Annotated in this window: 17 protein-coding genes, 3 tRNA genes and 1 pseudogene; 16 read left to right on the top strand and 5 right to left on the bottom strand. The window is 69.4% G+C overall.

Annotated features, from left to right (window positions below):
• Positions 1-80: 80 nt before the first annotated feature.
• Together AC07VX_RS26370 and lplT are read right to left on the bottom strand one after the other, a co-directional pair.
• The gene (locus AC07VX_RS26370; protein WP_493167765.1) at positions 81-539 is read right to left on the bottom strand and encodes a GNAT family N-acetyltransferase; all 459 of its coding nucleotides are present in this window, start codon (positions 537-539) and stop codon (positions 81-83) included.
• A 116-nt stretch (positions 540-655) separates the two neighbouring features.
• Positions 656-1,894 (bottom strand): lysophospholipid transporter LplT, encoded by a 1,239-nt coding sequence (gene lplT, locus AC07VX_RS26365; RefSeq protein WP_493167766.1) that lies wholly within the window; start codon positions 1,892-1,894, stop codon positions 656-658.
• Positions 1,895-2,054: 160 nt separating this feature from the next.
• Here lplT and AC07VX_RS26360 point away from each other — a divergent pair, with 160 nt between their 5' ends.
• Both AC07VX_RS26360 and AC07VX_RS26355 read left to right on the top strand, forming a co-directional pair.
• Positions 2,055-3,305: a putative DNA modification/repair radical SAM protein gene (locus tag AC07VX_RS26360; protein WP_493167767.1), complete on the top strand. Its 1,251-nt coding sequence runs from the start codon at positions 2,055-2,057 to the stop codon at positions 3,303-3,305.
• Entirely contained in the window at positions 3,305-4,063 is a 759-nt protein-coding gene (locus tag AC07VX_RS26355; RefSeq protein WP_493167768.1) for a TIGR03915 family putative DNA repair protein, read from the top strand. The genes AC07VX_RS26360 and AC07VX_RS26355 overlap by 1 nt, the downstream gene beginning before the upstream one ends.
• Here the strand turns inward: AC07VX_RS26355 and AC07VX_RS26350 are convergent.
• Complete coding sequence (locus AC07VX_RS26350) at positions 4,060-5,532, bottom strand: hypothetical protein (protein ID WP_493167769.1); 1,473 nt, start codon at positions 5,530-5,532, stop codon at positions 4,060-4,062. The two genes, AC07VX_RS26355 and AC07VX_RS26350, sit on opposite strands and share 4 nt — an antisense overlap.
• Before the next feature lie 184 nt (positions 5,533-5,716).
• Here AC07VX_RS26350 and AC07VX_RS26345 point away from each other — a divergent pair, with 184 nt between their 5' ends.
• Genes AC07VX_RS26345 through AC07VX_RS26300 form a run of 10 tightly spaced genes read left to right on the top strand, consistent with a single transcriptional unit; the run spans position 5,717 to position 16,182 of the window.
• Positions 5,717-6,625, top strand: coding sequence for a glucosamine kinase nucleotide-binding domain-containing protein (locus AC07VX_RS26345; RefSeq protein WP_493167770.1), 909 nt, complete (start codon positions 5,717-5,719; stop codon positions 6,623-6,625).
• Positions 6,622-7,350 carry a GntR family transcriptional regulator gene (locus tag AC07VX_RS26340; RefSeq protein ID WP_493167771.1) on the top strand — a complete coding sequence of 243 codons (729 nt, stop codon included), beginning with the start codon at positions 6,622-6,624 and terminating at the stop codon, positions 7,348-7,350. Before AC07VX_RS26345 ends, AC07VX_RS26340 begins: the two co-directional genes overlap by 4 nt.
• Positions 7,350-8,474, top strand: a complete 1,125-nt coding sequence (gene nagA, locus AC07VX_RS26335; protein WP_493167772.1) for an N-acetylglucosamine-6-phosphate deacetylase — start codon at positions 7,350-7,352, stop codon at positions 8,472-8,474. The genes AC07VX_RS26340 and nagA overlap by 1 nt, the downstream gene beginning before the upstream one ends.
• A complete protein-coding gene (locus AC07VX_RS26330) occupies positions 8,455-9,477 on the top strand; it encodes an SIS domain-containing protein (protein WP_493167773.1) in 1,023 nt (340 codons plus the stop codon). Before nagA ends, AC07VX_RS26330 begins: the two co-directional genes overlap by 20 nt.
• A 7-nt stretch (positions 9,478-9,484) precedes the next feature.
• Complete coding sequence (gene nagZ, locus AC07VX_RS26325; protein WP_493167774.1) at positions 9,485-10,957, top strand: beta-N-acetylhexosaminidase; 1,473 nt, start codon at positions 9,485-9,487, stop codon at positions 10,955-10,957.
• Entirely contained in the window at positions 10,957-12,231 is a 1,275-nt protein-coding gene (locus AC07VX_RS26320) for an MFS transporter (RefSeq protein ID WP_493167775.1), read from the top strand. Before nagZ ends, AC07VX_RS26320 begins: the two co-directional genes overlap by 1 nt.
• Positions 12,228-13,073, top strand: a complete 846-nt coding sequence (locus tag AC07VX_RS26315) for a glycoside hydrolase family 16 protein (RefSeq protein ID WP_493167776.1) — start codon at positions 12,228-12,230, stop codon at positions 13,071-13,073. The genes AC07VX_RS26320 and AC07VX_RS26315 overlap by 4 nt, the downstream gene beginning before the upstream one ends.
• Positions 13,070-14,200 (top strand): glycoside hydrolase family 18 protein, encoded by a 1,131-nt coding sequence (locus tag AC07VX_RS26310; protein ID WP_493167777.1) that lies wholly within the window; start codon positions 13,070-13,072, stop codon positions 14,198-14,200. The genes AC07VX_RS26315 and AC07VX_RS26310 overlap by 4 nt, the downstream gene beginning before the upstream one ends.
• Positions 14,197-15,147, top strand: a complete 951-nt coding sequence (locus AC07VX_RS26305; RefSeq protein ID WP_493167778.1) for a cupin-like domain-containing protein — start codon at positions 14,197-14,199, stop codon at positions 15,145-15,147. The genes AC07VX_RS26310 and AC07VX_RS26305 overlap by 4 nt, the downstream gene beginning before the upstream one ends.
• Positions 15,148-15,165: 18 nt before the next feature.
• The gene (locus AC07VX_RS26300) at positions 15,166-16,182 is read left to right on the top strand and encodes a cupin-like domain-containing protein (RefSeq protein ID WP_493167779.1); all 1,017 of its coding nucleotides are present in this window, start codon (positions 15,166-15,168) and stop codon (positions 16,180-16,182) included.
• Here AC07VX_RS26300 and AC07VX_RS26295 read toward each other — a convergent pair.
• Positions 16,170-17,780: a tryptophan halogenase family protein gene (locus AC07VX_RS26295; RefSeq protein WP_493167780.1), complete on the bottom strand. Its 1,611-nt coding sequence runs from the start codon at positions 17,778-17,780 to the stop codon at positions 16,170-16,172. The two genes, AC07VX_RS26300 and AC07VX_RS26295, sit on opposite strands and share 13 nt — an antisense overlap.
• A gap of 107 nt (positions 17,781-17,887) precedes the next feature.
• Complete coding sequence (locus AC07VX_RS26290) at positions 17,888-20,683, bottom strand: TonB-dependent receptor (RefSeq protein ID WP_493167781.1); 2,796 nt, start codon at positions 20,681-20,683, stop codon at positions 17,888-17,890.
• A gap of 551 nt (positions 20,684-21,234) precedes the next feature.
• Here AC07VX_RS26290 and AC07VX_RS26285 point away from each other — a divergent pair.
• From AC07VX_RS26285 to AC07VX_RS26270, 4 genes and pseudogenes are all read left to right on the top strand, one after another.
• Positions 21,235-21,319: transfer RNA gene (locus AC07VX_RS26285), tRNA-Tyr, on the top strand.
• Between the two features lie 29 nt (positions 21,320-21,348).
• Positions 21,349-21,422 (top strand) — tRNA-Gly (locus AC07VX_RS26280).
• Positions 21,423-21,492: 70 nt separating this feature from the next.
• Positions 21,493-21,567, top strand: a tRNA-Thr gene (locus AC07VX_RS26275).
• Positions 21,568-21,618: 51 nt separating this feature from the next.
• Positions 21,619-21,695: pseudogene (locus AC07VX_RS26270) on the top strand (GTP-binding protein); the annotation flags it as partial.

Raw genomic sequence — 21,695 nt, 5'->3', positions numbered from 1 at the left:
TTGAGGAAAACAGCAAAGGCGCCTATTGAAAACGGTCCGAATCAACCTGCTTGATCAACTGGGAAGTCCCTGTAGACTGGTTAGGCCACATTCTCTCGCGACCACTCGTACCTGATGTCTTCGAGCTGCAAGGTGGGCTCGAACCCACGGGCAGCGATGCGAAAGCCGTGGTGCTCGTAGAAGGCCTGGGCGACTGTATTGCGCGCAAAGGTGTAGAGCCACAAGCTGCCAACGGACTGGCTCTTTGCCCAGCCGAGCAACAGACTGCCGATGCCTTGCCGATGAAAGCCCACGCGGACGTGGAGCTGAGCAACTGACTCGCCAGAAGCTGCCACAAAGCCGACCAACTGCTGTGAGCAGAACGCCAGACGAACAGTGTTCTTTGGAAGCACCTCGGTCTCGAAGTAGCGGGCCCGATCGGCCAGGGGATGCGGATCAGTGATGCCGACGCCGAACTCAAAGCTCTCGCGCCACATGGAAACCAGCGCGCTCTGCCAAGATGGCTCGTACTCAGCGACCTTGGCGGCTAGTTCCGGCATGTGGCCTAACTATTGGTTTATCCAGCATGTCTTGCCGCTTAACCACGACGGCGCGTTGGCAAGTGCTTGTCCTGGAATGACTATGCCAATAAAACATCTCCAAAAGCGGCGCGTAGTCATGCACGCGCAGGTGAACTTTTCCGCCGCGCAGCGTCGACCCAGATCAACCCCGCAATCGCCCCCGCCACCATCACTCCCAGCCCGCTGAGCGTCACGCCAATCGGCACCCCCGCTGCCTCGCAGCCGGCATAGCCGGCCAGCATCACCAGCACGCTCAGGTTCTCGTTGAAGCCCTGCACGGCAACGGAGCGCCCTGCGCTCAGCAGCACGGCGCCGCGGTGCTGCAGCAACGCATTCAGCGGCACCACCATGGCACCGCCCACGGCGCCTACCAACGCCAGCGTCAGCGCCGCAGTGGCCACCTGGTCGATCTGGGCCACCACCGGCATCAGCAGCCCCAGCACCACCCCAGCCCACAGCCCGTGCCTTGCCTGGTGCAGTGCCAGCCAGCGCCCCGCGGCTGCCGCGCCGCCTATGACCCCGACGGCCACCGCCGCCTGCAGGTACGCCGCCTGGCTCAGCGGCAGGTGCAGCGCCTCGCCGGCCCAGCGCAGCACGGCGAATTGCAGCGTGGCACCCACGCCCCAGAACAGCGTCGTCGCCGCGAGCGACAGGCCGCCCTCGGCGTCGCGCCACAGCCGGCCGTTGGCGGCGCGGAATTCGCGCAGCAGCGTCTTCGGGTCATGCGCTTCGCTGCGCTGGCGCTGGCCGCTGTCGGGGATGCCGGCATTCAGCGCGCTGCTCACCGCATAGATCACCAGCAGCGCGGCCAGCGAGCCGGTCAGCTTGTCGGCCGGCAGATCGAGTCCGTCGCACCAGTCCGCCAACCCCGACCCCAGCCACAGCGGGCTCACCAGAGCGCCGCCCAGCACGGCGCCCAGCAGCGCGGCCGACACCACGCTGATCTCGATCCAGCCGTTGGCCTTCACCAGTGCCTCGGGCGCGGCCAGCTCGGTGATGAGGCCGTACTTGGCCGGCGCGTAGGCCGCCGCCCCCAGGCCCACCACGGCCAGTGCCGCCACGGGGTGCAAGCCCAGGGCCAGCAATGCCAGCCCCGCCATCTTCACGACGTTCATCGCCGCCATCACGCGGCCCTTGGCGAAGGCATCGGCCAGCGGCCCCACCCAGGGCGCCAGCACCACGTAGGCGGCCATGAAGCCCACCTTCAGCAGCGGCGCCCACCACACCGCGAACCCCTGCTGCGCGAGCAGCGCGATGGCCACGATGAGCAGCGCGTTGTCGGCCAGCGCCGAGGCGAACTGCGCCCCGATGACGATGCCGAAGCCGCGGGGCAAAGGGGCCTGCCGGGAGCAGGCGGCAGCGCTGGGGGGGAGGTCGTTCGCGGCGGTATGCACTGGCGCCGCACTGTGGCGGCCAGCCGTGAAGCGGCGATGAAACCTTGCATGACGCGGGGATGAATGCCGCAGGGAATATGTATTTATATACAGTATCGCCATGGAAGTTCAGGACAAGCTCGCCATCCTGGCCGACGCCGCCAAGTACGACGCCTCGTGCGCCAGCAGTGGCACCGAGAAGCGCGACTCGCGCGACGGCAAGAGCCTGGGCTCCACCAGCAACGGCATCTGCCACGCCTACACGCCGGACGGCCGCTGCGTGTCGCTGCTGAAGGTGCTGCTCACCAACTGGTGCGTGTACGACTGCCTCTACTGCATCAACCGCAAGAGCAGCGACGTGCGCCGCGCCCGCTTCGCCATCGACGAGGTGGTGCAGCTCACGCTGTCGTTCTACCGGCGCAATGTCATCGAGGGGCTGTTCCTGTCCAGCGGCATCATCCGCACGCCCGACTACACGATGGAGCAGGTCATCGAGGTGGCGCGCCGGCTGCGCGAGGTGGAGCTCTTCAAGGGTTACATCCACCTCAAGACCATCCCCGACGCGTCGCCCGAGCTGGTGGAGCGTGCCGGCCGCTACGCCGACCGGCTCTCCATCAACGTGGAGCTGCCCAGCGCAGCCAGCCTGAAGCAGCTCGCGCCCGAGAAGGACGCGGGCGGCATCGAGCGCACCATGTCGCGCATCCATCTGCGGCTGCAGGCGGCGCGCGAAGCCCGGCGTGAGGCCGAGGCCGTGCGTGCGCTGCCCGGTGCTGCGGCGCGCGCTGCGCGGCCGCCCAGCTTTGCGCCGGCCGGGCAGAGCACCCAGCTCATCGTCGGCGCCGATGCGTCCGACGACCGTGCCGTGCTGCAGCTCTCTCACCGGCTCTACCGCGGCCAGGGCCTGCGCCGCGTCTACTACTCGGCCTACAGCCCCATCCCGCACGCCAGCGCCGCGCTGCCGCCGCAGGCCGCGCCGCTGCTGCGCGAGCACCGGCTCTACCAGGCCGACTGGCTGATGCGCTTCTACGGCTTCGGCGCCGACGAGATCGTCACCGAAGCCGGCTTCCTGTCGCTGCAGCACGACCCCAAGCTCGCCTGGGCGCTCGCCCACCCCGGCCACTTTCCGCTCGATGTGGACCGCGCGCCGCGCGAAGCGCTGCTGCGCGTGCCGGGCCTCGGCATGGGTTCGGTCGACAAGTTGCTGGCCGCGCGCCAGCACCGCCGCCTGCGCCGAGCCGATCTGCTGGCCCTGGGCCCGGCGGCGAAGAAGGCGCTGCCTTTCGTCATCGCCGTGGACCACCGCCCCCGCGCCGTCGACGTGCAGGCCCTGGCCCGCCCGGCGCCGGCACCGCAGCAGGCGGTCCTGTTCTGATGGACCTGCCGCTGCGCTACCCCGCCGACTGGGACAGCTTCGCCGCGCAACTGCCGGCACTGCTGGCCGGCGGCGATGCGGGCTGGACGAGCGAGGTTGGCGCCCAGCCCGCGTTGTTCGGTGATGCGCCCGAGGCCGCCGTAATGCCGTGGTTTCCCCCCGAAGGTTGGGATGAGCTCGGCCGTCGCGTGGCCATGCATGCCGACGACACCCGCTACGCCCGCCTGCTGGCCTTCGCACGCCGCCTGCAGCGTGAGCCCGGCCTGTGGCCCGATGTGCTGGACACCGACCGCCGCCGGCTGCAGTCCATGGCCCGGCAGGTGAGCCGCGAGATCCACAAGATGCATGCCTTCGTGCGCTTCCGCGAGGTGGCCGACGCGCAGGCCGCGGGCGGGCGCCGCCACGTCGCCTGGTTCGAGCCCCGCCACCATGTGCTGCGTGCCGCGGCGCCGTTCTTCGTGAAGCGCTTCGCGCAGCATCCGTGGGCCATCCTCACGCCGCTGGGCTGTTTGCACTGGGATGGCCAGCGACTGAGCGGCGCCGGGCCCGCGTGCCGCGAGGCCGCGCCGCCCGAGGATGCCGGCGAGGCCCTGTGGCTGACCTACTACCGCAGCATCTTCAACCCGGCCCGCGTGAAGGTGGCGGCGATGAAGAAGGAGATGCCGGTGCGCTACTGGGCGCAGATGCCGGAGACGCAGCTCATCGGCGAGATGCTGCGCGATGCGCCGCGGCGCGAGGGGCAGATGCGAGGCGTCTAGCCCAGGGCTTCAAAGAGCAGCGCCAGCTGGCTCGCAATCAGCAGCTCCTGCCGCGTCCAGGCGCGTGTCGGGTTGGCGTCCACCAGCCACAGCGCGCCGGCCAGTCGAGGGCCGTCGTATAGCGGCACCTCGATGCGCGCCTGGGCCGCGCCGGCCAGCGTGGCGAGCTCGGCATGGCAGGGGTGCAGGGCCGCGTCCGGCAGGGCCAGCGGTGCACCGTGGCGGTTCAGCAGGTCGACGTAGCGCGGCTGCTGCTCGGCGTTCAGACCGTCGCCGCCCAGCGGCCAGCGGATGACGCGGGCCAGGCTCAGGATGCGCGTGCTCGCCGCCTTCAGCTCGGCCAGGGCTTCGGGCGGCGGCGAGGCGGCCAGGCGCTGGCGCTGGCCGCACAGGTGCAGCAGCAGCTCTTCCGGCGTGACCGGCGTGCCGCCTTCCTCGGCCGGCGGCGCGGCCAGCGTGGCGCGTGCCGGCAGGCTCAACCGCTCGATCTCGGACTGAAGTGCCAGGTGTTGCCAGAGATGGTCCAGCGCGCCCGGCGCGTCGCCCTCGGCCTGCAGCAGCTCGGCCAGTTGCAGGTGCGCCTGGCGGGCCTGGGCGCGGGCCTGGATGCGCTGGGCCAGGGCCAGGCCGTGGCGGGTGGAGCGCACGGCGGCGGCGTTGTCGCCACGGGCCAGGGCGATCTCCGTCCAGGTACGGCTGGCGGCTGCCTCCAGCCAGGGGTAGCCCTGGCGGGCGGCGATGTCCAGCGCGAGCCGGCAGTCGGCCACGGCCCAGTCCATGCGCTGGCGGGCCAGCGCCGCGCGGGCCAGGTGCCAGTGCGCCTCGGCCTCGAAGACGTGGTGGCCACCGCGCCGCGCCGCGGCCAGGCCGTGGCTGAAGTGGCGCTCGGCCGCAGGCAGGTCGCCCGTCTCGAAGCTGCCGACGCCGATGTTCAGCGCCAGCTTGGCGGCGAGGTAGCTGTCATCGCTGTCCTTGCTGGCCTGGGCGAGTTGCTCGCCGGCATCGCGCATCTGGCGCAGGCCTCGCGCCCAGTCGGCCTGTGCGTAGTGGATCTGGCCCAGGCCGATGCGCGCGGCCACGCCGGTTTGCAGATGGCCGCTGACTTCGGACAGGTCCAGTGCGCGGCTCCACTGCTCGCTGGCGAGCTGGTACTCGCCCTGCTGGTAGGCGATGCGCCCCAGTGCCTCGCAGACGCGCGCGGCCTGGATGGGGAAATGCCCCGCCGCCGCAAGGGCGCCGGCCTGCTCAAGCGCGGGCAGCAGCTCCAGCGCGCGGCCGCGCGGCTCCAGCAGTCCGAAGCGGGCGTAGAGGGCGTCCACGCCGACAGCGATGTCGCCAGCCGCGAAAGCGTTGACGCTCAGCCGGTCCAGCAGGCGGTCCGCCGCCGCGGGATGGCGGTGGGCGACGCGGGCGATGCGCCCCAGCAGGTCGGCCAGGGCCTCGCTGGCGGCGGGTTGAAGAGTGAACACGTGGGCGAATCCGGCTGAGGTAGAGCGGGTTGGTTTCTCACTGGTATTCTTGTCGATTCCGAGCGCCGGCCCCACCCTGATCGGGCAGATCCCGAGCCCGCCGAAGCGGCCGTAGACCAGTTTAAAACCAATTGACGCACCTCGTCGTTGGTATTAGAGTGGTATCGACTGATTCCTGTCGACCATGCCGCTTGTTCTCGATCCCTCCCTGCTGACTTCTCGCTTCTCCGGCCGGCCCGCGCGCCACTGGGTCGGCATCGACGGGGGCGGCACCAGCACCCGTGCCCTTGTGGCCGATGCTGAGGGCCGCATCCTCGGCCGCGGCGAGGCCGGCGCCTCCGCGCTGGGGCAGGGGGCCGAGCAGGCCTGGCGGCACATCGGCGAGGCCATCGCGGCAGCCGGCGTGCCGGGGCTGAACCTGCGTGACTGCGCGCTCGGCCTGGGCCTGTCTGGCACCGGCGTGCCCGCGCAGGCCCAGGCCTTCGTGGCAGCCGACCCGGGCGTGGCGCGCTACACCCTCGTTACAGACGGCCTCGTGGCCTTGCTCGGCGCGCACGGCGGGCAGCCCGGCGCGCTGCTCATCTCCGGCACGGGCTCGGTCGCCGAGGCCCTGCTGCCCGACGGCAGCCGCCGCATGGTGGGCGGCTGGGGCTGGCAGATCGGCGACGAAGGCAGCGGCGCCTGGCTGGGCCAGCAGGCCATGAAGCTGGCCCAGGCCGCCTACGACAGCCGCGCCGCAGCCGGGCCGCTGGTGCAGTCCGTCTGGCGCCAGGCCGGTGCGACGCGAGAGACTCTGCTGGGCTTCTGCGCCCGGGCGGGGCAGGGCGGCTATGCCAGCCTCGCGCCCCTCGTCTTCGAACACGAGAGCGACGACGCTGCCGCCGCCGCACTGCTGGACCAGGCGGCAAGCGCGCTGGACGCACTCGCCGCCGCCGTCCACCCCACCCTGCCGCTGGCCCTGGCCGGCAGCATCGCGCTGCGTCTCGGCAGCCGCCTCAGCCCGGCCTTGCAGTCTCGCCGCGTCGAACCCCAGGGCGACGCCGCCAGCGGCGCACTCTGGCTGATCCAACAGCAAGAAACGACCATCGCATGAGCGCCGTCTTCGACTTCAAGCCCGATCCCAACGCGGCCTCGCCGCTGTACATGCAACTGGCGCAAAGCCTGGCCACGGCCATCCGCGACGGCATCTTCCACGCCGACGAGGCGCTGCCGAGCGAGCGCGTGCTCGCTGAGCAGCTGGAGCTGTCGCGCGTCACCGCACGCAAGGCCATCGACCGGCTCGTGGAGCAGGGGCTCATCATCCGCAAGCGCGGCTCGGGCAACTACATCGCGCCCAAGCTCGAGCAGCCGCTGACGCGCCTGACCAGCTTCTCGGAGGAGCTGCACCAGCGCGGCTTCGTGCCCAGCTCGCGCTGGCTACTACGCGGCTTCACGCCGGCGGCGCCGGACGAGCAGCTGTCGCTGGAACTCAAGAGCGGCGAGCGCGTGGCGCGGCTGGAGCGCCAGCGCCTGGCGGATTCGGTCGTCATGGCCTACGAGGTGTCGGTGCTGCCGCAATCGGTGCTGCCTGATCCGCAGAAGGTCGAGACCTCGCTCTACACCCACCTCGGCGAGCGCGCCCCGGTGCGCGCGTTGCAGCACATCCGTGCGCTGAATGCCGACGCCAAGCTCGCCGGCCTGCTGGAGGTGCCGTTAGGGGCGGCGGTGCTGTTCATCACACGGGTCGGCTATCTGGCCTCGGGCCAGGCCGTGGAGCTGACGCATTCCTACTGCCGCAGCGACTACTACGACTTCGTCGCCGAGATGAGGCGTGACTGATGCGGCTTGAGGGCGACATCGTCACACCGCAAGGCGTGATCTCGGGCCACCTGGACTTCGAGCAGGGTCGCATCACGGCCGTGCATGGCCTGCCCGTCGACGCCTTGCGCGCCGGTGAAGGCGGCCGCCCCCTCCTGCTGCCCGGCTTTGTCGACACCCACGTCCACGGCGGCGGCGGGCGCGACACGATGGAGGGCGGTGACGCCATCGCCACCATCGCTTCCCGCCATGCCCGCCATGGCACGACGGCCTTTCTCGCGACGACGATGACGGCCCCGGTCGGCCAGATCGAGGCCGCGCTCAAGGCCCTCGCTCCGATCTGCCGCGACCGCGGTGCCGGCCAGGCCCGCGTGCTCGGCGTGCATCTCGAAGGGCCCTACATCAGCCCCGACCGCCTCGGTGCCCAGCCCGCGCATGCCATCCCGGCCGCGCTGGCCGAAGTGCAGCGGTTGAACGAATTCGCGCCCATCAAGGTGCTGACGATCGCACCCGAGATGAGCGGCCACCTGGCCCTCATCGGCCCGCTGCGGGACGCTGGCATCCGTGTGCAGATCGGCCACAGCGCCGGTGGTTACGACGACGGCGTCGCCGCGCTGGATGCCGGCGCGACCGGCTTCACGCATCTCTTCAACGCCATGACCGGCCTGCACCACCGCAAGCCCGGCATGGTGGGCGCGGCGCTGGCCCATGCGGCCCACGCCGAGCTCATCCCCGACCTGCTGCACGTGCACCCCGGCGCCATCCGCGCGGCACTGCGCTGCATCCCGGGCCTGTTCTGCGTCACCGACTCCACCGCCGCCGCCGGCATGCCCGATGGTGACTACCGCCTGGGCGAGCACACGGTGCAGAAATGCCTGGGCGGCGTGCGCCTGCCCGACGGCACGCTGGCCGGCAGCGCGCTGACGATGGACCAGGCCCTGTGCAATCTCGTGCAGGTGTTGGGTCTGGATCTGGTGGAGGCGTCGCGTCGCGTTTCGACCGTGGCGGCGGATTACCTGGGCCTGGCGGACCGCGGGCGCCTCGCCCCGGGCGCCTGGGCCGATGTGGTGGTGATGGATGCCCGGCTCGCGCTGCGGCGTGTGTTTGTGGAAGGCGAAGAGATCGATGTCGACGTTGATGCTTGAAGAGGCGCTGAGCGCGCCGGACGCGGTGGCCCGCCAGCTGGCCGCCGACCCGCTGAGTTACGCCCGCCTGGGCCAGGCCCTGCAGGAGGTGCCGCCCACCAGCGTGCTGACCATCGCGCGCGGCAGCTCCGACCACGCCGCCCATTACCTCGCCTACCTTGTCATGGCACGCCTGGGCCGGCTGGTCACGTCGCTGCCGATGTCGTTGATCACGCTCTACCAGAGCCGCATCCACTGCCAGGGCCTGCTGTCGCTGGCCTTCTCGCAGTCGGGCCAAAGCCCCGACCTGATCGCGCCGACGAAGTTCTTCCGTGAAGGCGGTGCCCGCACGGTCGCCTTCGTCAACGCCAGCGGCTCGCCGCTAGCGGCCGCGGCCGAGCATGTGTTCGAGCTGCATGCCGGCCCCGAGAGGAGCGTGGCCGCCACCAAGAGCTACATCGCCCAGCTGGTGTCCGGCGCCCGTGTCGTGGCCGCCTGGCAGCAGGACGACGCGCTGCGCGCCGCGCTGAACGTGCTGCCCATCGCGCTGGAGCAGGCCGCCCGGTTGGACTGGAGCGCCGCGCTGCCGGTGCTGCAAGGGGTGGACCGCCTCTTCGTGCTGGGCCGCGGCACGGGCCTGGCCGTCGCGATGGAGGCGGCGCTGAAGCTGAAGGAAACCTGCGGCATCCAGGCCGAGGCCTTCTCGGGCGCCGAGGTCAAGCACGGCCCCATGGCGCTGGTGCGCGACGGCTATCCGTTGCTGGTGTTCGCGCCGCGCGGCCCGGCCCAGGCCGGCCTGCTGGCGATTGCCGAGGAGATGCGCTCGCGCGGTGGCCGTGTGCTGCTGGCCGCGCCTCTCGGCACGCCGGGGGCCGAGCTGCCGCTGGCCACGACGGGCAACGAGGACCTCGACCCCATTGCGCTGGTGCAGAGCTTCTATCCCATGGTCGAAGCGCTGGCGCGGGCCCGTGGCTTCAACCCTGACGTGCCGCCCAACCTGGCCAAAGTGACCAAAACCCACTGAGATCACCATGAGCATCTTTGACCCTGGCCGCCTGGTGATGGTCGACATCCCCGGCACCTCGCTGGACGCCGAGACCGCCGCCTTCCTGCGCGCGCAGAAGATTCGCTCCGTCTGCCTGTTTCGCAAGAACATCGGCACGGAGGCCGAAGTGCGCGCGCTGATGAGCGATCTCATCGAGGTGCTCGGCCCCGAGGCGCTTGTCGGCATCGACCAGGAGGGCGGCGCCGTCGTGCGCGTGACCTTCCTGCCCCAGCCGCCCTCGGCCATGGCCCTGGGCGCCAGTGGCGACGCGGCGCGGGCCGAGGCCGTGGGCGCGGCCGTGGCACGGGGCTTGAAGTCGCTGGGCATCAACTGGAACTTCGCGCCGGTGCTGGACGTCAACAACAACCCGGCCAACCCGGTCATCGGCGAGCGCAGCTTTTCCAACGACCCCGTCGAGGTCAGCCGCCTGGCGGCCGCGTGGATGCGCGGCTCTCTCGCCGAAGGCGTGGCCTGCTGCGTGAAGCATTTCCCCGGCCATGGGGACACGCACGTCGACTCGCATCACGCGCTGCCCACCGTCGACAAGAGCCGCGCCGAGCTGAACGCGCTGGAGCTGGTGCCCTTCAAGGCGCTGGCAAGCCAGGCGCCGGCCATGATGACGGCGCACATCGTCTACCCGCAGATCGACCCCGACCGCCCGGCCACGCTGTCGCCGGAGCTGCTGGGCGGCATCCTGCGCCGGGACTGGGGCTATGACGGCGTCGTCATCACCGACGCGCTGATGATGAAGGCCGTGGCCGAGCGCTTCGGCTATGCCAGGAGCGCCGTGATGGCCATCGAGGCCGGCGCCGACATGGTGCTGGCTCAGGGCTCGCTGGACGAGCAGTTGGTGGCCATCAACGCGCTGCGCGAGGCCTTCGCCAGCGGCCGGCTCACGGCCCAGCAGGGCGAGACGGCCAACCGCCGCCTGGACACGCTGGCCGCTGCCTACCCGGCCCGGGCTGTGGACGACGCGGCCGCCCGTGCTGCCGACCACAAGCTGATGGCCGAGGCATGGGCCGCCGGCCTGACCGCGCTGCGCGGTGCCCGGCCGCCCGCGCTGAACGCGCCCATCCGCGTCATCGTGCAGGGCGACGTGCCGACGGACATGGTCTCCGAGGCCGGTCCCACGGGCCGCCAGGCCGTCGGGCTGTTCGACGCCTTCACCGACGCTCAGGTGCAGATGGTGGACGACATCGCCCAGCTCGACTGGGCGACCGTGCCCCAGGATGGCCGCGTCAACGTGCTGGTCTCCACGCGCCGCGCCCGCTATGGCCAGGCCGCCGCCGGGTGGCGGCCCGACCTGCACCTGTCGCTGTGGAACCCCTATCAATCCCTGGACGTGGCCGGCCCGACCCTGTTGAGCTGGGGATTCGCGCCGGGCGCGCTGGCCGGGCTGAAAGCCTGGCTCGAAGGCAAGGCCCAAGCCACCGGCCGTGCGCCGCAAGGACTGCAGTGATGGAACCAAAGACGCCCATGCGGTGGATCCCGACCCTGTACTTCGTGCAGGGCATGCAGTTCTTCGTCGTCATGCTGATTGCCGGCCTGATGTTCAAGAACCTCGGCGTGGCCAACGACCAGATCGCCCGCTGGACGGCCGTGCTGGGCCTGGCCTGGGCCTTCAAGCCGCTGTGGAGTCCCTTCCTGGAGCTGGCGCGCAGCAAGAAGCTCATCGTCGTCGCCATGCAGTACGCCGGCGCCGCGGGCCTCGGACTGATGGCCCTGGCCCTGCACCTGCCGCACTGGTTCGGCGCGGCCATCGTCGTGCTGTTCCTGATCGCCTACGCGTCGGCCACGCACGACATCGCCTGCGACGGCCTTTACATGGCGTCGCTCGACGAGAAGCGCCAGGCCACCTATGCCGGCTGGCAGGGCGCCTTCTTCAACGGCGCGCGCTTCTTCATCACCGGCGTCATCCTGAAGCTGGCCGGCTATCTGGAGGGCCAGGTCGGCGTGTTCAACGCCTGGTCCAGTGTTTTCCTGCTGTTGTGCGGCCTGGTGGCCGTGCTGGCCACCTACAACGCCCGCTTCCTGCCCGGCACGCTGAGCACCGAGCACAGCGAGCTGACGGCCTCGGGTGTCGCCGCCATGCTCAAGGAGGTCATTGCCGACTTCTTCAAGAAGCCCGGCATCTGGCGCGCCGTGCTCTTCATCGTCATGTTCCGCCTCGCCGAGGGCCAGGTGCAGACCATCGGCCCGCTGTTCCTGCTGGAAGCCCGCGACAAGGGCGGCCTGGGCCTGACGACCAGCCAGGTGGCCGACGTCTACGGCTGGGTGGGCACCGGCGCCTTCCTCGTCGGTTCGGTGCTGGGCGGCTACCTGACCAGCGCGCTGAGCCTCAGGCGCGCCATGCCCCTGCTCGTCATCGCCATGGGCGTGCCCAACGCCACCTTCTACTACCTCGCCAGCGCGCTGCCGCAGGACATGGCGCACATCGCCGCCGCCGTGGGCGTGGAGATGTTCGGTTATGGCTTCGGCTTCGTCGGCATGATTCTCTACATCATGCAGGCCGTGGCGCCGGGCCGCTTCCAGACGGCCCACTACGCGCTGGGCTCGGGCGTCATGCAGCTGGGCTTCATCTTCGCCAAGTCCATCAGCGGCGACATCCAGGTGGCCGTTGGCTACCAGCACTTCTTCGCCTGGACCATCGCCTGCGGCCTGCCGGCCCTGCTGCTGCTGCTGTGGGTGCCGATGCCGCGCAAGCCCGCTTCGCCCGAGGCGGTGCCGGCGTGAGGCTCGCCGCGCTGCTGTTGCTGGCCGCGGCGCCGGCCTTGGCGGCAGGTGGCGAGTTCTTCGACGACTTCTCGCAGACCAGCCTCGACGCCTTGCGCGACAGTGGCTGGGTGTTGCGCGAGGGCGCGGGCCATCCCGGGCTGCCCGGTTCGCGCTTTGCCCCGGGGCAGCTGGCGCTGGACGGCGGCTTGCTCAGGCTCAAGCTCAGCACCGACGGCCGGCCCGCCAACACGACGCTGGCCCAGCTCTGTGCGGCACGCAAATTCCTCGTCGGCACGACGACGGCGCGCGTGCGCTTTCGCGACACGCCGGGCTCGCGCGACCCCATCGTCCAGAGCTTCTTCCTGGCCGGCCCGCTGAAGCACGACTACGACCCCGACTTCAGCGAGGTCGATTTCGAATACCTGCCCCACGGCGGCTGGGGCGAGCCCGAGACGCGGCTCTACGGTGTCAGCTGGCACACGGTGCGCATTGACCCCTGGCAGTCCTTCAACCAGGCGTCCATCGCCCAGGGCAGTTTCGACGGCTGGCAGCTGCTGACCGTGCAGGTGGAGGCCACGCGCACGCGGCACTACGTCAACGGCCGGCTGATCGGCGAGCACCGCGGCCGCAACGTGCCGAGCCAGCCGATGGCGATCAGCTTCAATCACTGGATCTCGGCCGGCGCTGTTGAGGGCGCCCCGCGCGACTACGCCTTCGAGGTGGACTGGGTGCTGCACGAGGCAGGCCGCACGCTGAGCCCCACCGCCATGCAGGCCCGTGCGGCTGCTTTGCGCAAGCAGGGCGTGGCGCGCCGCGACACCGTGCCCGATGCCGGGCTGACCAGCGAATGCAATCTATGAAGAAGACCCTGATCGCCGCCCTCGCACTGGCAGCTTCCATCGCTCAGGCGCAGACGAAACCCGTCGTTGGCACCTACATCCTGGCCGAGCGTGGCGTGGACGTCGTCGAGCAGCTGCAGCCGAGCCGCGTCACGCACCTGCTCTACGCCTTTCTGCTGATCTGCGGCGAAGGCCAGCGGCCGCAGGAGGCGCAGGCCTGCAAGGACAAGCCGGCCTTCAGCATCGCGCCGCATGCTGACCAGGCCACCTTCTCCGCCGCCTTCCAGCGCTTGAAAGCGCGCGACCCCAAGGTGCAAGTGCTGGCCTCGGTGGGCGGCTGGGGCGGGTCCGACCCCTTCTTCCACCTGGCTGCCACGGCCGAGGGCCGCGCCACGTTCGTGAAGCATGCCGTCGACTGGCTGCGCGCCCACCCGGGTTTCGACGGGCTGGACATCGACTGGGAACACCCGGGCAACAACGGTGCGTCCAATGGCGTGCAGCTTGGCAGCAAGGCCGATGGCGAGTACTTCGTGCAGCTGCTGCAGGACCTGCGCGCGGGCCTGGACGCGCTGGGCCACGAAACCGGTGGCCGGCACTACGTGCTGACGGTGGCCATCAACACGACCAGGGAGCAACTCGCGCGCATGCCGATGGGCCGGGCGGCCAAGTCCCTGGACCTGGTCTTTATGATGACCTACGACTTCGCCGGCCCCTGGACGAAAAAGGCTGGCAACCACACGCCGCTGCGCAGTGCCAGAGCCGGCGACGACCGCAGCCTGGAGGCGTCGGTGGTCAACCTGAAGGCCGCGGGGGTGCCGGCGGCCAAGCTGGTGGCGGGCGTGGCGATGTACGCCCGTGGCTTCGACGGCGTGAAGGCGGACGGCAGCTATGCCAGGCCCTATCCGAGCGAAGACGGCTCCATCGCCTTCAAGGATCTTGGCATGCTCGGCCTCAAGGCCAGATTCGACAGGCAGACGCAGTCCTGGGCCGTGGTCGGCCCGGGCAAGTTCGTCGGCTACGACGACCCGCGCGCCGTGCGCGCCAAGGTCGCGTTCGCCAAGAAGGCCGGTCTGGCCGGTGTGTTCGCCTGGGAGCTGAGCCAGGACAACGGCGAGATACTGGACGCGATGAACACGATGCAGCCGTGACGCCCGTCGAGACCTGGTCGGCCGCCGACGAGCCCGCCCTGAAGGCGCGGCTGGAACAGCGCGCCGAGCCCGTGCTGCTGCAGGGCCTGGTGCGGGACTGGCCGGCCGTGCAGGCCGGGCTTGATCGGGCTCTGGGCATCTGCGACTACCTGGGCCGTTTCGACCGCGGCGTCGAGGTGATGGCCACCAAGACGCGCGCGGCGGCGCATGGCGTGATGGGTTACAACGACACGTTGACCGACTTCGCCTTCGTCAAGGCACGCATGCCGCTGGCCGAGTTCATGGCCCATCTGGCGACCTATCTGCCCGCGGACGGCGCGCCGTCCATCGCGGCGCAATGCGCCAAGGTCAGCGAGGTCATCCCCGGCTTCCTGGGCGAGAACCCGCTGGGCGCGCTGCCCGGCGTGGTGCCCAACTTCTGGCTGGGCAACGCGCTGACGGTGCCGGTGCATCACGACCACCCCCACAACCTGGCCTGCGTCGTGGCCGGGCGGCGGCGCTTCACGCTGTTCGCGCCGCAGCAGGTGGGCAATCTCTACATCGGGCCGCTGGAGCACACACCCTCGGGCGCGCCGATCTCGGTCGTGCACCCCAAGGCGCCGGACTTCGAGCGCTACCCGCGCTACCGCGAGGCGCTGGCCTCGGCGCGCGTGGCCGAGATGGGACCGGGCGACGCGCTCTACATCCCGCCGCTCTGGTATCACCAGGTCGAGGCGCTGGAGAAGGTCAACCTGCTGATCAACTACTGGTGGCCCGTCGTGGGGGCTCAGGAACTGCCGGCGCCAGCCGCTGCGTTGATGCAGGCCATCCAGGTGCTGAATGCGCTTCCGCCCCACCAGAGCGAGGCCTGGGCGGCGATGTTCGAGCATTACGTGGTGCAGCGCCGCGAGGACCCAGCTGCCCACATCCCCGAGGCCTGGCACGGCGCGCTCGCGCGGCGGCACTGAAAGGCAGCCATGCGGCCGATGAAGGAGATCACCGGCATCACGCGCGAGCGTTTCGAGCGCGAGGTGGTGGCGTGCTACGAGCCCGTCGTCATGCGCGGCGTGGCGGCGCACTGGCCGCTGGTGGCCCAGGGGCTGGCTGGCCTGGAGCCTTGCCTGCAGTACCTGATGGGTTTCGACGGTGGCCAGCCGGTGGATGCGGTGCTGGCCAAGCCGGAGCCGACGCGGGCCTTCAGCTACGCGCCGGGCCTGGAAGGTTTCAATTTCATGCGCGACAAGCGGCCCTATGCCGCGCTGTTCGAGCAGCTCTGGCGCTACAGCCACTTCCCCGAGCCGCCCGCGCTGGCCGCCCAGAGCGCGCTGGTTTCGGAGGCCCTGCCGGGCCTGGAGCAGGCCAACCCGCTGCCGCTGCTGGATGCGGCCATCCCGCCGCGCATCTGGATCGGCAACCGCGCAACCGTGCCGGCGCACTTCGACGACTCCCACAACATCGCGGTCGTCGCCGCCGGCACGCGGCGTTTCACGCTGCTGCCGCCGGCCTGCGCGCCACTGCTCTACCTCGGCCCGCCGGACCACGCGCCCACGCCGGCGCCGATGTCGGTCGTGCCCCATCTGCAGGCGGCCGACCGCTCACGCTTCCCGCTGCTGGACGAGGCGCTGGCCCAGGCCGTCGTGGCCGAACTGGCGCCGGGTGACGCGATCTACATCCCGCCGCTGTGGTTCCACCAGGTCGAGGCGCTGGCGCCGCACCTCAACATCCTGATGAACTACTGGTGGCGGCCGCTGGCCGCGCCCGGCCGTCAGGACGATCTGCACCTGGCCGCGATGCGCCTGACCATGCTGGCGCTGCGCCACCTGCCCGACGGCGAGCGTGAGGGCTGGCGGGCGCTGTTCGGGCACTACGTGTTCGGCACGCGCGGCGAGGCGCTGGCGCACATTCCCGAAGGCCAGCGGCATCTGTTCGGGGACATCGACGCGGCGGGCGATGCGGCCGTCTGCAACGACCTCATCGACCGGCTCAAACGTCACCAGGTGTAGATCTGCAGGGCCTTGTCGCCGGGGCCGGGCGGGATGCTTGCCAGCAGTTCGCGGTGGTCGGGGAAGTTGGTGGCGCTGCGGGCGATGAAGTCGTCCACGGCGTCCAGGCGGTGGCGGGCCTGCTGCTCGGTGGGCGCCTGCAGGTCCTGCGGGTCCGGGAAGATGCCCATGCCGGCCAGCAGGGCGTACCAGGACACGGCCGGGTAACCGCCGCCGAAGCGGCCGGTCTTCAGCGCCGCGACCAGCGGCTTGCGTGACATCCACGTCATCAGCACGCCTTGCAGGGATTCCGACAGGTGCATGTTCTCGGCGTTCTCGCGCCAGTAGTCGGTGTCGGTGCGCGAGTTGGTCTTGTAGTGGGCCACGATGTAGTCGCGGGTATTGCCGAAGCGCCGGCTCATGGCCTCGTTGAACTGCGCCTGTGCTGGGGCGCCGAGGTCGCCTTTCTCCAGCACTTCCACCAGCATGGATGCGGTGACCTGCACGAACAGCAGAGCCGTGGCCTCCAGCGGCTCGATGAAGCCCTGCGACAAGCCGATGGCCACACAGTTGCGGTTCCAGATCTTGGCCATGCGGCCCACGCGCATCTTCAGGTGGCGGGCGGGCACGTCGGCATCCAGCAGGCCCAGGCGCTGGCGCAGCTCGGTCTCGGCTTCGTCGGCCGAGCAGTGGGCGCTGCTGTAGACATAGCCATTGCCGCAGCGGTTGGTCAGCGGGATCTTCCACGCCCAGCCGTTGCGCAGCGCGGTGGAGACGGTCTGCGACTCGATGGGGCCGTCCAGCGGCGTGGGCAGGGCTACTGCCGCGTCGTTGAACAGGTTCTCGCCGAAGCCGATGAAGGGGGTGTCGAGGGCCTTGCCGATGAGCAGCGAGGCGAAACCGCTGCAGTCGACGAAGAAGTCGGCAGCGAGGACTTCACCGCCGTCGAGCAGCAGGCCGGAGATGTCGCCGCGCTCGTTCAGCTGGACCTCGGTGACGTGGCGGTGCAGATGCGTCACGCCGCGCTGGACGGCCTTGCGGCCGAGGAATTGCCCGAGCAGCGTCGCGTCGAAGTGATACCCGTACCAGACGTCGAAGGGGAAATTGGCGTTAGCCCGCGGCCCCTTGGCCTGGCGGGCCAGCGCGGCGGACAGGAAGAAGCGGTCCGGGTGGGCCTCCACGTCCGCCCCATCGAGCCGAGCGTGGACGTTGTCCACGAAGGGATGCATGGTCATGTTGTCCAGCATCGACACGAAGGGGTGGAAGTAGCGCTCGAAGCCCGGCTTGGTGGACCAGCCGTCGAAGGTGATGCCGCTCTTGTAGGTGGCGTTGCAGGCGGGCATCCATTCGGACTCCTCGATGCCGAGGATCTCGAAGAAGCGGCGCAGCCAGGGCGTGGAGCCTTCGCCCACGCCGATGATGCCGACCTGGGGACTCTCCAGCACCGTCACCTTCAGCCGCGGACCGAAGGCCGTGGTGGCCAGCATCAGCGCTGTCATCCAGCCCGCCGAGCCGCCACCGACGACGCAGATGTGCTTCACGGGCGGTGGCGCATCGGTGCTGCCACCGAGGGGGCGGGCGGCGATGTACTGGTCGATGAGGGTGGCGGTGTCGCTCATGGGGATTCGAATGCAGAAAGGGGAACGTGCTCGCCACGCTCCCCCTTTGATTGTGTTGACCTGCAGCGGCTGCTGAAACCCGAGGGTTCCAGCAGTGCCGGGTTCTCTTAGAACTTCAGTCGCGCGGTCACGTAGAACTGGCGGCCGTTCTGGTAGATGGCGCGCGGCTGCACTTCCGAGGCGTAGTACTTCAGCTTCGGGTTGTTCAGGTTCTGCGCATCCAGGCTGAGCGCGAAGTTCTCGTTGAACTTGTAGCCCAGGGATGCCGACAGCACGCCGTTGCCCTTCTGGAAGTAGTCGGTGCCGCGGTCGGTGCCGATGAAGATGTCGTCGGTGTAGCTGTAGTTCAGGCGAGCCGAGAACTGGTCGTTCTCGAAGAAGCCACCGAGGTTCACCGTGTTCTTCACGTTGCCGCGCAGCACATGGCCGTCTTCGTCGTGGCCGTTGGCGACCGTGTAGTTCGCGCTGACGCCGAAGTTGGCGGCCACCGGCATTTCGAACGCGAACTCCAGGCCCGTGACCGAGGCCTTTTTGTTGGTCAGGCCGGTGATGACGAACTGCCGGTTGACGAGCTGTTGTGCGCTGCCGCCAGCGGTGTTGCCCAGCAGCACCGGGAAGGTGCCGTTGTAGGTGCCGTTGGTGATGTAGCTGCCCATCTCCATGTGGAAGGCACCGATGGATGCGAAGGCGCGCGGGGCGAAGTACCACTCGATGTTGGCATCGAAGTTGGTCGAGCGGATGGGCTTCAGGTCTGCGTTGCCCGAGGTGCCGCCACCGACGGCGTTGTTGTCCAGGAACATGCCCGTCGTGTTCAGCGACGTGAAGGCGGACAGGGCCGTGTAGTCGGCGCGGGTGACGGTGCGGCTCAGGGCCAGGCGGCCGACGACGTCACGGCGGATGTCGATGCGCATGCTGGCGCTGGGCAGCAGGTCGGTGTAGCTGCGCGAGCTGCTGGTCGCGGTGAAGTCCCCGAAGGCGGAGCTGACGTCGGCCTTTTCGCCCGGGAAGCTGGGGCGGAAGGAGCCCGAGGTCTGCTTGGTGCGCACCATGCGCAGGCCCACGTTGCCGCTCCAGCCGTCGCCTTCCAGGTTGCCCTGGACGTAGCCGGCGGTGGAGGTTTCCTTCACGCTGTATTCGCCGCCGTCGTTGGGCGAGCGGCGGGCGATGGGGTCGCGGTTGGTGAACTTGGCGTTGTAGGCGGCCAGCACGTCGGCGGGGATGTAGCCGATGTTGGTCGGGAAGCCGCTACCCAGGCCGCTGCCGAAGTTGCCGGGGTAGGCGCCGGTCAGCGCGGGCAGGCTGGCGAAGGGCGAGTTCTGCGGGGCGTCGTTGCCGGCGGCATCGGCGCAGGAGCTGGGCTTGCTCCAGTCCCAGGCACCGACGCGGTAGGGCGTGCCGGAGGCGCAGCCCGGGCCCTGGTTCAGCGTGGCGTCCGTGTAGCGCTTGTGCTCGGCGGAGCGCACGCCGAACTTCAGGCTCTTGAGCACGCCGGCGTCGAGGGTGTACTCGCCGTCCACCTGGGCCCAGGTCTCCTTGTCGTTCACGATGACGTGCTCGGTGCCGAAGATCCAGTCCAGGCCCGACGACGGGTTGGTGAAGCCGAAGGAGGGGGCCGAGCTGTTGCCGTTCAGGCCGTAGTAGGCCTTGGTGGTCTTGATGTTGAGCTCGGCCACGTCCTGGCTGAGCGTCTGCCCCTTGCCCTTTGAGGTGCCGGCGCTGGCGGTGAACGACAGGGCGTCGTTGACCTTGAAGCTGCCGTCCAGGCTCAGGAAGTTGCTCCCGGCCGAGGCCTGGCGCGAGATCATGTCGTAGTAGCCGGCGTTGGACGCGGTGGCCCAGTTGAACGTGGCCTTGGACAGCGTCTTCACGCCCTTGCTGTCGGTGACGATCTGGTAGTCGGAGATCGTGGCGTTGTTGATCAGGCCTGGACGGGGCGCGATCATGTAGTTGCGGTTGTAGTTGTCCGCGTCCATCTTGGACGAGAAGCCCGTCAGGGTCAGGTCCACGTCCTTGGTCGGGCGGAACTCGGCACGCACCAGGCCGCCCTTGCGCTCGCGCTCCTGCGTGAAGTAGGCCGAGCCGATCAGGTCGGGGGCATAGACGCCTTCGAGATCGGGGTGGGCCTTGATGAGGTCGGGCGCGTTGTCCTTGCCGAGCTTGTTGATGAAGCCCAGGGTCTCAACGCCGTCACGACGCAGGTGACGCTTCTCCGAGAAGGCCTGCACGAGCACGCCGAAGGTCTTGCTGTCGTCGCGCCAGTTCAGCAGCGCGCTCAGCTGCGGATCGGTCTTCTTGGGCAGGCTGGCGTAGACGGCGCCGAGGCCGGCTTCGAAGGTCAGCGCCTTGGCGAAGTCCAGCGGCTTGCGGGTGATGATGTTCACCGAGCCGGCCGTGCCGCCTTCCACCAGCGAGGCCTCGGCGCTCTTGCGCACTTCGACGCGGCTGACCAATTCGGAGGGCAGCAGCGAGTAGCTGACGCTGCGGCCCACGCCGGCGCCGGTCTGGTCCAGCACGAACCAGTCGCCGTTGGCGATGCCGTGGCCGTCCAGCAGGGTCTGGGTCAAGCTGGGGTTGGTGCCGCGCAGGCCCACGCGGTCGCGCTCGTCGAAGCCGCCGGAGCCGCCGGCCGGGCTGTTCAGGATGGTGACGCCGGGCACGCGGGCCAGGGAGTCGGCCACGTTTTTGTCGGGCATCTTGCCGATGTCCTCGGCCGAGATGACGTCGATGTGGGCGTCGGCATTGCGCTTGACGGCCAGCGACTTCTCCTGCGACGCGCGGATGCCGGTGATGGTGACGGTGTCGAGCTGCTGAGGCGCCGGCGCCTGCTGCGCCATGGCGGCGCCGCTGGCGCCGAGCAGAGCGATGAACACCGCCTGCGAGATGGGGGTCTGCTTGACCTTCATTTACTGTTCCTCGTTGTGGCCAAAGAAATCGGGGCGGCGGTCCGTGCGTCGGGGCGTTGCATACCACCTTGGGTCCGGTTGGAGGCGCCGCTGCCCTCAACGACGACATCCAACCAGTGCGATGCCACTGTAACGACTGATAACGCCACTTTGCTACCAATTTCTCATGGGGGGTTTCCCGAGTGGTAATGGGGTGGTCCGCTGTTCATGGGAGGCGCCTCCTCGGCAAGGTCGTTACAAGGGCCTGAATTGGTATCTGATTGGCATCGAAGCCTGCTGGGGACTGTTGTGCCTCGGCGACGCGATGGGGGTCGATGGGCTTGACTTGGGCGCGCGCAGGCGCGTGTCTGGCGGCGCGGCAGCTGGGGCTGGTTCTGAATTGGTCGCCTGGGTGGCGGGCGTGCCGACGCCTCGGGAGGGGCGTCCGGGTTGGACGCTGCCTCAGCGTGGTGGCCGGCGGCGGGCTCGGCGCCTGCCGGATCTTTTGTTCTTCTTGTGCCGGCCTCTGTTGCGCCCCGTTTGGCCTGTGCTATAGTTGCGGGCTTGCCTCAGGAGGGGTGGCCGAGTGGTTAAAGGCAGCAGACTGTAAATCTGCCCGCATTGCGTACGCTGGTTCGAATCCAGCCTCCTCCACCAAGACTTTGTGTCGAGGCAAGGCTCCCAGAGCGGGAGTAGTTCAATGGTAGAACCTTAGCCTTCCAAGCTAATGACACGGGTTCGATTCCCGTTTCCCGCTCCATCGGCGGGCTTGGTCGGCAAGCGTCGACACCGGTTTGCCGGCCAGTTCCTGGCGTCAAACCCGTGCCGATGCCCATGTGGCTCAGTGGTAGAGCACTCCCTTGGTAAGGGAGAGGTCACGCGTTCGATCCGCGTCATGGGCACCACCCTTTCTTTTTCTTCTACTCGTCTCAACGGGTTCGCCTCAGGAGCGCAAGATGGCAAAAGGCAAGTTTGAACGTACGAAGCCGCACGTGAACGTGGGCACGATTGGTCACGTCGACCACGGCAAGAC

The organism is Roseateles sp. GW821-FHT03B02, from assembly GCF_059421025.1.
Note: the sequence above shows the minus strand (reverse complement) of the source record. Positions and strands in the feature narration are given on the sequence as shown.